Source organism: Microbacterium sp. zg.Y909 (assembly GCF_024626565.1).
In genome coordinates this window covers 1-13806 of sequence record NZ_JANJFJ010000100.1, presented here as the reverse complement: position 1 = coordinate 13806, position 13806 = coordinate 1, and the positions used below count along the sequence as shown (strand labels likewise).

General features: G+C 68.3%; 13 protein-coding genes and 1 pseudogene. 12 read left to right on the top strand and 2 right to left on the bottom strand.

The features are described 5' to 3' along the window. Positions 1 to 227: ThuA domain-containing protein (locus NQ160_RS09460; RefSeq protein ID WP_257514974.1), on the top strand; the 227-nt coding region annotated here is incomplete at its 5' end. Beyond that, positions 206 to 1291 (top strand): Gfo/Idh/MocA family protein, encoded by a 1086-nt coding sequence (locus NQ160_RS09455; RefSeq protein ID WP_257514973.1) that lies wholly within the window; start codon positions 206 to 208, stop codon positions 1289 to 1291. The genes NQ160_RS09460 and NQ160_RS09455, both read left to right, overlap by 22 nt. A gap of 212 nt (positions 1292 to 1503) precedes the next feature. On the opposite strand, the gene NQ160_RS09450 is transcribed toward NQ160_RS09455, so the two are convergent. Next, positions 1504 to 2211: a FadR/GntR family transcriptional regulator gene (locus tag NQ160_RS09450; protein ID WP_257514972.1), complete on the bottom strand. Its 708-nt coding sequence runs from the start codon at positions 2209 to 2211 to the stop codon at positions 1504 to 1506. Between the two features lie 126 nt (positions 2212 to 2337). Between NQ160_RS09450 and NQ160_RS09445 the strand changes: the two genes are divergently transcribed. The 6 genes from NQ160_RS09445 (at position 2338) to NQ160_RS09420 (ending at position 8863) form a co-directional block, all read left to right on the top strand. Then, positions 2338 to 3588 (top strand): ABC transporter substrate-binding protein, encoded by a 1251-nt coding sequence (locus NQ160_RS09445; RefSeq protein WP_257514971.1) that lies wholly within the window; start codon positions 2338 to 2340, stop codon positions 3586 to 3588. Between the two features lie 62 nt (positions 3589 to 3650). After that, positions 3651 to 4505, top strand: coding sequence for a carbohydrate ABC transporter permease (locus tag NQ160_RS09440; RefSeq protein WP_257514969.1), 855 nt, complete (start codon positions 3651 to 3653; stop codon positions 4503 to 4505). Beyond that, entirely contained in the window at positions 4502 to 5335 is an 834-nt protein-coding gene (locus NQ160_RS09435) for a carbohydrate ABC transporter permease (RefSeq protein WP_257514968.1), read from the top strand. Before NQ160_RS09440 ends, NQ160_RS09435 begins: the two co-directional genes overlap by 4 nt. After that, a complete protein-coding gene (locus NQ160_RS09430) occupies positions 5332 to 6555 on the top strand; it encodes a mandelate racemase/muconate lactonizing enzyme family protein (protein WP_257514967.1) in 1224 nt (407 codons plus the stop codon). Before NQ160_RS09435 ends, NQ160_RS09430 begins: the two co-directional genes overlap by 4 nt. A gap of 77 nt (positions 6556 to 6632) precedes the next feature. After that, positions 6633 to 7403, top strand: coding sequence for a fumarylacetoacetate hydrolase family protein (locus NQ160_RS09425; protein WP_257514965.1), 771 nt, complete (start codon positions 6633 to 6635; stop codon positions 7401 to 7403). Further along, positions 7400 to 8863 carry an aldehyde dehydrogenase (NADP(+)) gene (locus tag NQ160_RS09420; RefSeq protein WP_257514964.1) on the top strand — a complete coding sequence of 488 codons (1464 nt, stop codon included), beginning with the start codon at positions 7400 to 7402 and terminating at the stop codon, positions 8861 to 8863. The genes NQ160_RS09425 and NQ160_RS09420 overlap by 4 nt, the downstream gene beginning before the upstream one ends. A 223-nt stretch (positions 8864 to 9086) precedes the next feature. Here NQ160_RS09420 and NQ160_RS09415 read toward each other — a convergent pair whose 3' ends face one another. After that, on the bottom strand, positions 9087 to 10133 hold the full coding sequence (locus NQ160_RS09415) for a LacI family DNA-binding transcriptional regulator (RefSeq protein WP_257514963.1): 1047 nt from the start codon (positions 10131 to 10133) through the stop codon (positions 9087 to 9089). A 225-nt stretch (positions 10134 to 10358) separates the two neighbouring features. On the opposite strand from NQ160_RS09415, the gene NQ160_RS09410 reads away from it, so the two are divergent. From NQ160_RS09410 to NQ160_RS09395, 4 genes and pseudogenes are all read left to right on the top strand, one after another. Further along, entirely contained in the window at positions 10359 to 11699 is a 1341-nt protein-coding gene (locus tag NQ160_RS09410) for an ABC transporter substrate-binding protein (protein ID WP_257514962.1), read from the top strand. Positions 11700 to 11702: 3 nt separating this feature from the next. Continuing rightward, positions 11703 to 12671, top strand: coding sequence for a carbohydrate ABC transporter permease (locus tag NQ160_RS09405; RefSeq protein ID WP_257514960.1), 969 nt, complete (start codon positions 11703 to 11705; stop codon positions 12669 to 12671). Beyond that, positions 12668 to 13492, top strand: coding sequence for a carbohydrate ABC transporter permease (locus NQ160_RS09400; RefSeq protein WP_257514959.1), 825 nt, complete (start codon positions 12668 to 12670; stop codon positions 13490 to 13492). Before NQ160_RS09405 ends, NQ160_RS09400 begins: the two co-directional genes overlap by 4 nt. 38 nt (positions 13493 to 13530) lie before the next feature. Further along, positions 13531 to 13806 (top strand): annotated as a pseudogene (locus NQ160_RS09395) (alpha/beta hydrolase); the annotation flags it as partial.

Sequence of the window (13806 nt, the reverse complement as noted above, 5' to 3'; positions counted from 1 at the left end):
GGGTGCTGCACGACGACCTGATCGACGTGCTGGCGACCACCACGCACCCGGTGCAGCCGTACCACCCCTGGCATCGTCCCATCACGTCCCCCGCAGTGTGGACGCGCCTGTGGGGCAAGGGACGTATCTTCGTGGCCACCCCCGGGCACAGCCTGGACGTGCTGCAGGACGACAACGTCCGCACCATCATCGAGAGGGGCATGCTGTGGGCCAGCCGCACGGTATAGGGATAATCGGCCTGGGAGTCATCTCCCGGCAGTACCTCGAGACGCTTGCCGGGCTTGAGAGCGTCCGCATCGTGGCAACGGCGGACCTGGACCAGGGCCGTGCCGCAGCGGTGGCCGCCGAGATCCCCGGATGCCGCGCGCTCACCGTCGATGAACTTCTCGCCGACCCGGCCGTCGACACCGTCATCAACCTCACGATCCCCGCCGCCCACGCGGAGATCGCGCTCGCCGCGCTCGCCCACGGCAAGGACGTCTACGGCGAGAAGCCGCTCGCGGCGACTCTCACCCAGGCCAAGGCGATGATGGATGCCGCCGGCGACCACTGGGTCGGCGGTGCCCCCGACACCGTGCTCGGCACCGGCATCCAGACGGCCCGCGCCGCCGTCGAGGCCGGCGACATCGGCCGCCCCGTCTCGGCGGTGGCGACCTGGGTCTCGGGCGGCCACGAGTCGTGGCATCCGCACCCCGACTTCTACTACCGCGACGGCGGGGGACCGCTGTTCGATATGGGGCCGTACTACCTCACGTCGCTCGTTCACCTGCTGGGCCCGGTGGTGCGGGTCAGCGGCGCATCGTCGCGCACCCGCGACACGCGACGGATCGGCTCCGGCCCCCGCACGGGCGAGATCATCCCCGTCGAGATCGACACCCACGTCACCGGTGTGCTCGAGCACTCCAGCGGCGCGCTGTCGACGGTGACCTTCAGCTTCGACGCCGTGGGAACGACGGCGGCGCCGATCGAGGTGCACGGCGAGGAGGGGTCGCTGAGCGTCCCCGACCCGAACACCTTCGCCGGCGAGGTGCGCCTGCGTCGCCGCGGCGAGTCGGAATGGACCACGCTGCCCGATGCCGGTGGCTACGTCGGGGCCGGCCGCGGCATCGGCGTCATCGATCAGGTGCGCGACGGCGAGGGGCGTGCGAGCGGTGAACTGGCCCTTCACGTGCTCGAGATCATGACCGCGCTCACCGACTCCGCCCACACCGGCCAGCACGTGACGCTGAGCACGACGGCGCGGCTGCCGTCCGTCGTGCCGCTCACCCCGCAGGAGGAATGGCGCCGCTGACCCGCGGCGGGTGCCGCCCCGCGCGGTGAGCGCTGCTCCGGTGTCGCGAATGGTCGGTGCCGCGCCCGGGCATTGTGCGGAAGTGACACCGGAGCGGCTCAGGCGTCGGTCGGCGGGCGCGGGCGCTGCTCAAGTGTCGCGAATCGCGGGTGCCGCCCCGGGGGATGGTGTGGAAGCGACACCGGAGTGGCTCGTCGGGTGATGTGCGGCGGTCAGGTGCTGACGTGCTGGAACGGTGGTTCGCCGCCCCGGAGATCTTCACCCGACTCCCGGATGGCGTGCCGCATGGCTCGCTCCGCGGCGGCGGGGTCGCCGGCGATGACTGCCTCGAGCACGGCGCGATGGTCGGGGACAGGGTCGAGCCAGGTGCCCGAAGGATGGTGCTGGATGCGGTTGCGCGCGTCCAGCGCGTGGATCACCACGACGTCAAACCGCATCATCAGCTCGTTGTGGGTCGCCTTCAGCAAGCTCAAGTGGAACGACTTATCGGCCGCATCGAGGAGCCCGACGTCGGAGCCCGCCCGCTCGAACTGAGCGAAAGCCGCCTCGAGCGCTGCGATGTCCTCGAGGTCGCGATGGGCTGCCGCCAGACGCGCTGACGTCGGCTCGATCATCTCGCGCAACTCGGAGAGCTCGGACAGTAGGCGGTCGTCGTCGCGACGCACCTCGCGACGCCACATGATGACGTCGCTGTCGAGGAGCTTCCATGCGCTTCGCTCTCGCACTGTCGTGCCGCGCCGGGGTCGGGATTCGACCATGCCCTTCTCCCGGATCACGCGGAGGGCCTCCCGCATGGCCGTCTGGCTCGCCCCGAACTGCGGCGCGAGCGCCTCCACCTCCACCCGGGTTCCGGGCGGCCAGTCCCCGCGCACGATGCGCAGCCCCAGCTGTTCTACGAGGGCATTGTGCAGGTCGGCCATCCTGGAACTTTATCCTTCGCAGCCATCCACACCAATATTGCGTATATGCCCAATGTTAGTAATAATACGTGGAACCGAGGCGCCGCTGATTCGCCTCAGATCGATCGTTTACGAAGGAGTAAGCCGATGCACGCAACCCCTCGCCCTCGCCGCGCCCTCTTCCTGGCGGGTGCAGCCACCACCGCGCTCATCCTGACCGGGTGCTCCGGCGGGGCGGAGGAAGCGGAAGGCCCCGTCACCCTCACCTTCGCCGCCTCCACGTTCGGCGATCCCGGGCTGGGGCCTCGTCTTCAGGCGTTCGTCGATGAATTCAATGCGAGCCAGGATGGCGTCATCATCGAGCCGGCATCCGTGCCCTTCCCCACTTTCGGCCAGACCGTCCTCACCCAGATGGGAGGCGGCGAGGGCCCCGATCTGGTGCGCTTCGACATGCCGGAGTTCTCCACCGCTGCGGCCGCGGGCCTTCTCGAGCCGCTGGACGACGTCATCGACGCCGCGGAGCTCGGTCTGCAGCCCGGCCCGGATGAGTACCTCTTCGTCGACGACGCCCGCTACGGCGTGATTCACGACACCTCGAACTACGTGATGTTCTACAACGCGGACCTCGTCCCCGAGCCGCCGACGACGTTCGACGAGTTCCTGGCGACGGCGCAGGCGACCACCCAGGGCGACGTGTACGGTCTCGCTTTCCGCCAGACCCAGGCGGAGGAGAACGGCGTGTGGCAGGACATCTTCAACTACGTCTACGGTTTCGGCGGTCAGTGGTCGGACGGTGAGAACCTCACGCTCGATGACCCGAAGAACGTCGAAGGTCTCGAGGCCTTCCAGACCATGTACGACGCCGATGTCATCCCCAAGGGCGCGGATGCGGCTACGTTCCGCCGCATGTTCGCCCAGAACCTCGTGGGCATGGAGCTGAACAACGGCGGCTACGTTGTCGCCACCAAGGGTACGAATCCGGACCTGAACTTCAGTGTCGCTCCCATCCCGTTCCCGGTGCGCGCGCAGGGTGCGATCATGGCTCCCATCGTCGTAAACGCGAACAGCGAGTACAAGGAAGCCGCGTACACCTACATCGAGTGGATGCTGCAGCCCGAGCAGCAGCAGAAGCTACAGGAAGCCCTCGGCGCGGCGAGCATGGCCACCCCCACCGAGCGCAGCGCGGAATCGCTCGAGGAAATGCCGTTCCTGACCGTTTTCGACGAGCTGACGAACACCAGCGCTCCCCAGATCGTGGTCGGGTTCGGCCCGCAGACCCCGGAGATCCGCAGCATCGTCGTGCGCGAGGTCATCGCGGCCCTTCAGGGTCAGCAGACCATGCAGGAGGCCATGGAGCGGGCGCAGGCCGAGGCTGAGGGGATCGTCGGGGCGCCGTGACCGTCGCCGCCACGCGGCGGGGCAGGAGACGCAGTCCGCTGGGCAGTAAGTGGACTCCCTACTTGTTCCTCGCCCCTGCCGCGCTCTACATCATCGTCTTCCAGGTGATCCCGCTGCTCCAGGAGATCTATCTGAGCTTCACCCGGACGACCCTGCTGAACCCCACGCGCAGCGAATGGGTGGGGCTGGCGAACTATGCTCATGTCTTTTCGAGCGCATCGTTCCGCCAGACGCTTCTGACCACGGGTGTCTACGTGGTCGCCTGCGTCGTCGGCGCCGTCGGGGTAGGTCTGCTCGTCGCGCTGCTGCTCAACGGCAAGTTCCCCGGTCGCGGGGTCGCGCGTGCTCTGATCACCGTCCCATGGGCGGCGCCCGGCATCGCCACCGCGTTGATCGCGGTGTGGATGCTGAACCCGCAGTACGGCATCGTCACCCGCATCCTGAGGGCGCTCGGGGTGCCGGTCGGCGCCGGTGGGGTGCTCGATGATCCCGCATGGGCGCTGCCGGCGATCCTGGCCACCACCGTGTGGCAGCTCTTCCCCTTCGTGTGTGTGGTGATCCTCTCCGCGCTGCAATCGGTGCCCGCCGAACTGATCGAGGCCGCGGAGATGGACGGCGCGGGCCGGCTGTGGACATTCCGCGTCGTCACCTGGCAGGTCATCAAGCCGACTGTCGGACTGCTGGCTCTGCTCATGACGATCTGGTCGCTGCGGCGGTTCGAGCTGATCTGGCTGATGACACGAGGAGGACCGCTGGGCTCGACCCGCACCCTCGTGATCGATCTGTACGCAGAGGCGTTCGACGCCCAGCGCCTCGGCACGGCCGCAGCGATCGGGATGGTGGGCGTGCTCATCTCACTGATCGTCATCGCCGGAAGCCGTTTCGTCGGCCGTGCCGCTGAGAGGACCCCGCGATGATCCGACGATTCCGTCTCGGCGTGACCGCGCGCATGCTCATCGTGCTCGTGGCGCTCGGCCTGGCAGTCTTTCCGATCTACTGGATGTTCACGACCGCGCTCACCAGTGACGCCGACCTGTTCGGCAGCCAGCCCCGCCTCGTCCCGGACTTCTCCCAGTTCGGCGTCTTCATCGAAGCGGTGACCGAGGGGCGAACGTTGCGATGGCTTCTCAACAGCACGGTGGTGGCCACGGGCACGACGCTGCTCGCGCTTCTGCTCGGCATCCCGTTGGGATATGCGCTGTCGCGCTTCTCCTTCTGGGGGAAGGCCGGTCTGGCGCTCCTGCTGCTCTTCACGCAGATGCTTCCGGAGGCGCTGCTCGTCGTTCCGCTGTTCTCGCTGTTCCGCCGCTTCGATCTGCTTGATTCGCTGCCCGGGCTGGTGTTGGCGAACACCGCGTTCGTCCTGCCCATCGTCGCGCTCATCCTCAAGGGCGCGATCGACGGCGTGCCGCGGGAATTGGAGGAAGCAGGGAGGGTCGACGGCGCGCGCCCGCTGGGCGTTCTGCTGCGCATCAACCTCCCGCTGATCGCTCCCACGATCGCCGCCGCGGCGGTCATCGCCTTCTTCCACGCGTGGAACGAGTACGTGTTCGCGGTGACGTTCATCTTCAGCCGCGAAATCCAACCCGCCTCGGTGGGGCTGGCAGGGTTCGTCGGCGAGCAGGGCACCGCCCTGCAGACCATCATGGCCGTCGCCTTCCTCTTCACCCTTCCGGCCGTGGTCTTCTACCTGTTCGCACAGAAATACGTCGTCGGTGGCATGACCGCCGGGGCGGTGAAGGGATGATGTTGAGAATCACCGACCTCGAAACCGTTGTGGTGGACTTCTACCGCACGAACTTGGTTTTCGTGCGACTGCACACAGATGAGGGCCTCGTCGGGGTCGCGGAGGCGACCCTGGAAGGGCAGGAGCACGCCATCCGCGGCGCGGTGAAGATCCTCGCGGAAGCTGTGCGAGGCAAGGACCCGTCACGCATCTCGCACCTGATCTACGAGCTGCACCGCGACGGTTACTGGCGTGGCGGACCGGTCACGATGACGGCGCTGAGTGCGCTGGAGACGGCGCTGTGGGATGTGAAGGCCCGCGCGCTCGGCGTTCCGGTATACGAACTGCTCGGCGGCAGGTACCGCGACCGTGTGCGCGCCTATGCCAACGGGTGGTTCTCGGGGGCGGTGACGCCGGCCGACTTCGCCGAAGCCGCCGTCGCCACGGTGGAGCAGGGTTTCCGCGGCCTGAAGTGGGACCCGTTCGAAGCAGCGGACCTCACCGTCAGCGCCCGCGACCTGAGCCGCATGCTCGAGCCGGTCGCCGCCGTTCGCGAGGCCGTCGGCGATGGCGTGGAACTCTTCATCGAGGGTCACGGTCGCTTCGACGTGCCCACTGCCATCCGTGTATCCCGTGCGCTCGAACCCTTCCAGCCAGTGTTCTTCGAGGAGCCGAGCCCTCCGGACGGCATCGACGCGCTGGTGGAGATCCGTACGAAGTCACCGGTTCCCATCGCCGCAGGTGAACGCTGGTTCGGTCGGCATGCCTTCGCGCCCGTCCTGGCGCGCGGAGCGGTCGACTACATCCAGCCCGACGTCACCCATGCGGGAGGGCTCTCGGAGCTGAGCTTCCTCTCTACGCTCGCCTCGGTGCACTACGTGCCCTTCGCGCCTCACAATCCGAGCGGGCCGCTGAGTACCGCTGCAACGCTGCAGCTGGCGGCTGCGCTGCCGAACTTCCGCTACCTCGAGATCATGGCTGTCGACGTCCCGTGGCGAACCGAGATCTCCGATGAACAGCTCGTGCTGACGCCGGAGGGTGACGTGATGATCCCCGACCGGGTCGGACTGGGCATCACCCTCGATCTTGATGCGATCGCCGAGCACCCGTACTCGCCGCACCCGATGCGGTTGTTCAACGACGCGGTGGCGGATATACGACCGGACGACGCCCGGTCGTACTTCCATCGTGCTGAGGTCACCGGCCCGGGGGCGGTCCTCGCCCACGAAAGGAGCGCGTGATGCGACTGTGCCGACGCGATGACGGAGCCGTCCTGAGGGAAACGGGAGGGCTCTGGTCCCGCCTCCCGGCGGACTCCATGGCCGAGCTTCTCAGACTGACGCGCGCAGAACTGCAGGAGCTGCTCAGCTCAGACCTTCCGCCCACGGAGCCGGGTCGCTTGATCGCGCCCGTGGACGGGCGGACGGAGATCTGGGCGAGCGGGGTCACCTACCTGCGTTCACGCGCCGCCCGCATGGCGGAGGCGGCGGTGCCCGACGTCTACGACCGCGTATACGAGGCCGACCGCCCCGAGCTCTTCTTCAAGAGCGTCGCCTGGCGGGTGGGTACCGACGGCGATCCGGTCGGCATCCGTGACGACTCGGCCTGGGACGTCCCCGAGCCGGAGCTGGCCGCCGTCGTCAACGCTTACGGAGAGATCGTCGCCTACTCGATCTGCAACGACATGTCCTCTCGGTCGATCGAGGGTGAGAACCCGCTCTACCTGCCACAAGCCAAGGTCTATGCCGGCGCGTGCGCTGTGGGCCTGTTTCTGCGACCGGCGTGGGAGGTGGACCACGGCGACCTGACTATCCAGGTGAGCATCGAACGTGACGGACGGGTGGTGTTCGCCGACCAGACGTCGACCGACCAGCTCGCGCGCCCAGTGGACACGCTGGTGTCCTACCTCTTCCGGGGCGACGTCTTCCCAGACGGTGCGTGGCTCTCGACGGGGACGGGCATCGTCCCGCCGGAAGAGTTCTCGCTGCAGAGCGGGGATGTTGTCGACATCGAGATCAGCGGGCTGGGACGCCTGCGTAATCCGGTGGTGCGTGGTCTCGCCCACTGGGGGGAGGGACGGAGTCTATGAGCGCGGAGACCACTGTCGAACAGGTCGGCGCGCACGCCGCTGCTGCGCACGACGTGTTCCCGGCTTACGCCGCTGCGCCTGCAGCGGCACGTGCGGGATTGCTGGAATCGATCGCCGCCGGCATGGAGAGCCGCAGCGAGGCGTTGGTGGAGATCGCTGCCGCAGAGACCCACATGCCTCCACAGCGGTTGGCGGGCGAAGTCGTCCGGACGGCGTATCAGCTGCGCGCATTCGCCCATCTGGTCCGCTCCGGGCGCCATCTCCACGCCGTCGTCGAGCACACCGATCCTGATTACCCCGTCGGCGGTCCGGCTCCCGACCTGCGCTCGATCAACCGTCCCGTCGGCCCGGTCGCCGTGTTCGCCGCAAGCAATTTCCCCTTCGCATTCAGCGTGGCGGGCGGCGACACCGCCTCCGCCTTGGCCGTCGGGTGCCCGACCATCGTCAAGGCGCATCCGGGCCACCTGCGCCTGTCCGAGGCGACGGCCGAGATCGTGCACGAGGCGGTCCGATCGGACGGCTTCGCCCCCGCTGTCTTCAGCATGGTGCACGGAGAACAGGCGGGGATCCGGCTGCTTCAGCATCCGGCGATCCGCGCAGCGGCGTTCACCGGTTCGACCGTCGGGGGGAGGGCACTGTTCGACGTGGCCGCGCGGCGGCCGGATCCCATCCCCTTCTTCGGAGAGCAGGGGAGCCTGAACCCGGTGTTCGTGACGGTCGAGGCTGCACGCGCGCACGTCGAAGATCTCGCCACCGCCTTCGTGGCCTCGTACACGCTGGGCAACGGCCAGCTCTGCACGAAACCGGGTCTGGTGTTCGTGCCGCAAGGGTCCGGTTTCGCGGAGCGCGCGGCCGCTGCTGTCGACGGGGTGGGGCCTGCCCGCCTGCTCAATGAGCGCATCCGCTCCGGCTACGAGGCGGTCGGTGAGACGTTCACCGAAGTTGCCGGAATCGACGTCCTCCGCACCGGCAGCGCCGATCTCGACGAGGTTCGCCCGGCCCTGTTCCGCGCGTCGATGCAGACATTCCTCGCGCACAGCGAGGCATTGGCCGAGGAACGATTCGGCCCCAGTGCGCTCGTGGTCGAGTACGACGATCCGTCGGATCTCCTCCGTGCAGCACGTGCCGTGGGCGGCACGCTGACGGCCACCGTGCAGGCGTCGTCGTCGATGGACGGGGGAATCCGCGAGCTTGTGGACGAGCTGGCCCTGCACGCCGGGCGCCTGGTCTACGACGGCTGGCCCACCGGGGTGATCGTGTCTCCCGCGATGGTGCACGGCGGCCCTTACCCCGCGACGACCTCACCCGGTTTCACCTCGGTGGGTGCTCGCGCCGTCGAACGGTTCTTGCGCCCCATCGCCTACCAGGGGTTCCCCGACGACATGTTGCCGGACGCCCTCTCCGAACACCGGGCGGGTGACGTCCCGAGAGAAGTCGACCTGGGTCGGCTCCTGCGCTGACCGGAGCAGCTCCGCGCTGGTAGCAAGCGGACCCGCGCGGGTGCGAGCGCTCCTCGAGTGTCGCGAATGGCGGGTGATGTGCGCGGGGACAGTACGGAAGTGACACCGGAGCGGCTCCCCGGGGGTGGCTCCGCGGGGGCGGCTCCCCGGGGCGACTCCGTGGAGCGGTTCGCCGGAGCGGCTCCGTGGGTGACACGTGGCGGGCGCACGGGCCGAGCGCGTCTCACCCCGGCGGCGCAGTGGCGCCGCTGACGGGAGCGGGGTGGCCCGGCGGGCCCACCGAACCTCTGATGCGCGCCGGCATGCGCAGCCGCTCGACCGGATTCTCTTCGGGGAGGGCCTCATCCAGCAGCAGCTCGATGGCGCGCTGGCCGAGTTCATGATGGGGGATGGCGAAGGTGGTCAGCCCCGGGTGCAGCCAGCCGGCGAGCTGGTGATCGTCGAACGACACGATCGACATGTCCGACGGCACGGTCATGTCTGCCTCCTGCAACGCCTGGTAGGCACCGAAGGCGAGCCGGTCGTTGAAGGTGATGAGCGCCTCGTGCCGCACGCCCGTCGCCAGCAGCCGGGCGGTCGCCTTCCAGCCGTCCTGTGGCAGCCACACCTGGCACAGGTGCCCGCTGGCCGGCGCCAGTCCGGCATCCGCCAGGGCATCGAGGATGCCGGCGAGACGCTCGCGCCCGGCGACGGTCTGCGCAGGAACGTCGGCCTGCTCCGGCCCGGCGCCGATCAGGTGCACGCGCTCGTGGCCGGCGCGCAGCAGCAGCTCCACTGCGTCGCGTCCCGCCGTGTACTCGTCGGGGATCACCGCGCGCACCGTTCGTGCGCGTTCGGGCAGCGCGTTGAGCAGCACCGCTGACTGACCCTTCAGATTCGACGGCAGCGGCCGCTCCCTCGTGAACATCGACGCGATCACGAAGCCGTCGACCTGCCGGTCGAGCATGGCTTCGATGATGCGCTCCTCTTCATCGAGGTCGCCTTCGGATTCCCCGATGAAGAGCATGTACCCGTTGCGGTGCGCATGGCCGAGGGCGCCCTTGATCATGTCGCCGGCGAGCTGCGAGGTGGCGATGGTGTCGGAGATGAAACCGATCGTGCGGCTGGAGCCGCGTCGCAACTCCGACGAGACGACGTTGGGGCGGTAGCCGAGTTCGGATGCCACCAGGCGCACCCGCTCCTGCGACGCCGCGGAGATGCGCAGCTCGTCGCCGCGATCTGACAGGACGAGGGATGCCGTGGTGCGCGAGACTCCGGCTGCGCGGGCCACGTCGGCCAGCCTGACTCTTCCTCGACCCACAGCCTCTCCGTTCCGCGACGATCCTATCCGCGCACCCGCCCGCCCCCCGGCCGCTCGGGCCGTTGACAAAGGTCGGGCACGCAGAGCATCATGACATTGCTAACGCGATTTAGCACGTTTTCCCGACGTTTCGCGCCCTGACTGCACCATCCACGATGAAGGGAGACACCGGTGTCTCGATCACAGGATCTTCGAATGCGTCCCCTGGCAGTGGCGGGGGTTCTGCTCGCCTCGGCTTTCGCCGTCACGGCGTGTGCGCCGCCCGGGGGGACCGCGGCCCCCGAGCAGTCCGAGAGGCCCGACTTCGCCGACGGGGCGCCCACCTGCGGCGACGAGGACGTCGAGCTCAGCATGTACGCCGAGACGGGCTTCCCCTTGCCGAGCGTGCTCGCGGAGGAGTTCACCGAGCAGTACCCCAACGTGACCTTCGACATCCGCGAAGACCAGTTCGCCGTCCTCACCCAGAACGCGCCCCGCGTGCTGCAGGACTCGCCGCCGGACCTCATGCGCCTGCCGCAGATGTCGGAGCTCGCGTCGGGCGGCCTGCTGATGGACCTGGACCCCTACGCCGAGGCGTTCGGCTGGACCGACTGGCCCGAGTCGCAGCTCGAGCAGCTGCGGGTGGACGACGAGGGGCGCCGCGGCGACGGTCCGCTCTACGGCATGGGGTTGAACTTCTCGATGACGGGGGTGTTCTACAACACCGCGCTCGCCGAGCAGATCGGCATGACCCAGGCTCCGCGCACCCTCGAGGAGTTCGACGGCTACCTGCAGGCAGCCAAGGATGCCGGCATCACCCCCATCGCCCAGTTCAACGGGGGTGCCACGGGCGGACTGCTCTTCCCGCTGCAGGGGTTGATGGCGTCGTACGGTGAGACCGCGCCGATCAACGACTGGATCTATCAGAAGGCGGACGCGACGATCGACACCGACGCGAACCTCGCCGCCGCAGAGCATCTGCAGCGCTGGGTGGAAGCGGGTTACTTCGCCCCCGACGTCAACTCGATGGACTACTCGCAGATGATGAGCCGCTTCATCGGCGGCGAGAGCCTGTTCATCTTCAGCGGCGACTGGGAATCGGGCAACCTCGACACTCAGATGCCCGGGGGAGCGGGGTTCTTCCTGATGCCACCGCTCGAAGAGGGCGGCGCGCAGGGGGCGATGTCGGCGCCGCTGACATATGGCATCTCGGCGTTCGCCGAGAACCCGGACTGCGCCGCGTTCTTCTTCGACTGGGTCGCGACCGACGAACAGGCACGTACCATCACCGTCGAGGTCGGCGGCTCGCACCCGATGGGACCGGCGAACGCGTTCATGCCCGAGGTGGCCGAGGGCTCCGTCACGGAGGCCACGCTGAAGGCAGGCACCGCGATCAATGAGCAGAACGGCGCGATGGACTTCATCGCCAACGCCACAGGCGGCATCTACGCCCAGAGTTGGACGCCGAACGTCCAGCGGCTTGTCGCCGGTGAAGTGGAGGCCGCCGAGCTGCTGAGCGCCGTACAGGCGGACTACGAGAACGAACTCGCCGACTGACGGATGTCCACCTCTGAGCAGGCTGCAGCGCCGCCGCGCCCCGACGGCGCTGCAGCCGGTCGCGGGCCGTCGGCCGCCCGGCGAAGGACCTTGCGCAGGCGGCGCTGGTCATGGTCGGTTGCCGCCTATGTGCTGGTTCTGCCGGCCGCGGTGTTCTACATCGCCTTCGTGCTGGTTCCGATCGTGCGGTCGGTGCAGTATTCGATGTACCGGTGGGACGGCATAAGGCCGGCGACGTGGGCGGGGTTCGCGAACTACGTCGAGGTGTTCAACAACGCCACCCTGGTCGGGTCGATCCTCAACGCCTTCGAACTGATCCTGTATTTCAGCATCGTGCCGGTGGTCATCGGTCTGTTCGCCGCGAACCTCATCCGTGCCATCGCCACGAGCAGGCTCGCGACCGTCGCGCGCACGGTCCTCTTTCTCCCACAGGTCATCCCCTTGGTGGCGGCGGGCATCATGTGGACCTGGCAGCTGTCCACCGACGGCATGGTCAACCAGCTGATGAAGCTGGTGGGACTGGGCGGGCTCACGCGGGCGTGGCTCGGAGACACCCAGACCGCCTTGCCGGCGGTGGGCGTGATCGGTGCCTGGGTGCAGCTGGGGCTGTGCCTGCTGCTGCTGCTGGCGGGCATGACGAAGATCGACCCGGCCCTGTACGAGGCCGCGCGGATCGATGGGGCGGGGCCGGTGCGGGAGTTCTTCTCCATCACCTTGCCGAGCTTGCGACAGGAGATCGCGGTGGCGCTGACCGTCACGGTGATCTCGGCGCTGGCCAGCTTCGACATCATCTACATCTCGACCCAAGGAGGGCCGGCCAACAGCACGCTCGTGCCCGGCCTGCAGATCTATTACCTGGCGTTCTTCGAGCGTGAGATCGGCACCGCGTCAGCGCTGGCGATCGTGCTGATGGTGCTGGTGCTGCTCGTGGTGCTGCCGATGCAGCGGATCCTGAGAGGACGCGACGGATGATCGTCTCCGCACGCGAGACCTGGCTCGGGCGGGCGCTGCTGATCCTTCTGATGGTCATCACGATCCTCCCGTTCGTGAGCCTGTTCATCACCGCACTGCACGAACCGGGAACGTATCCGGGCGGTCTGGTGTGGCCGGCCCAGCCGCACTGGGACAACTTCGTGCTGGCTTTCCAATCCGCGCGGATGCTGGAGCTGCTGTGGTCCAGCGTTCTCATCGAACTCGGCGTGGTGCCCGTGGCGCTGCTGATCGCGACGCTGGCGGGCTTCGCCCTGGGCCATCTCAAGCCGTTCGCCGGACGGATCGTGTTCATCGCGTTCATCCTGGGTTTGACGCTGCCGTTCGAGGGCATCATCGTGCCGCTGTACTACCAGATGAGGGATCTCGGGCTGCTCAACACCCGATGGGCGATCATCCTCCCGCTGATCGGCTTGTTCATGCCGTTCGCGGTGACCTGGATGCGCGCGCACTTCGTCAACATGCCCGAGGACGTCTCCGAAGCGGCACGCATCGACGGCGCGACGACCTGGCAGCTGTTCTGGCGCATCCATGTGCCGCTGTCCGTCCCCGCGCTCTCTTCGCTCGCGATCCTGCTGTTCCTGTGGACCTGGAACCAGTTCCTGCTCGCCGTCGTGCTCGTGGACGACCCGACCAAGCGCACGATGGCCGGTGCGCTGGGCGCTTTCCAAGGGCAGTGGGGCACCGACGTCCCGCTGCTGTGCGCCGGATCGCTGCTGATCCTCACTCCGACGCTGCTGGTGTTCCTCGTCTTCCAGCGCCAGTTCGTCGCCGCGCTGCTGCAGGGCTCGGTGAAGGGATGAGGGAAGGCCCGGGGGCGCCCCCGGCGTTCGATCCGGACGTGGCGCACGCGCTGCGCACCACCGACGACGTGGTCACCTCGCTGCGCCCCGAGGGCATAGCCGAGCTGCGCGAGCGGGCGGTGCCACCGAGCGAGTACGAGATCACGCTCGGCGGGAGCCTGGCGCTGACCCGCCACCTCGTCCCGGCGGGGGACGCCCCCGGCATCGCGCTCCTGCTCCTGCGTCCTCGCAGGCGCGGCGCGCGCCTGCCGGTGCTCTATCACGTGCACGGCGGCGGGCTCGTGGTCGGCTCCGCGGCCGACGATCTGCCTGCC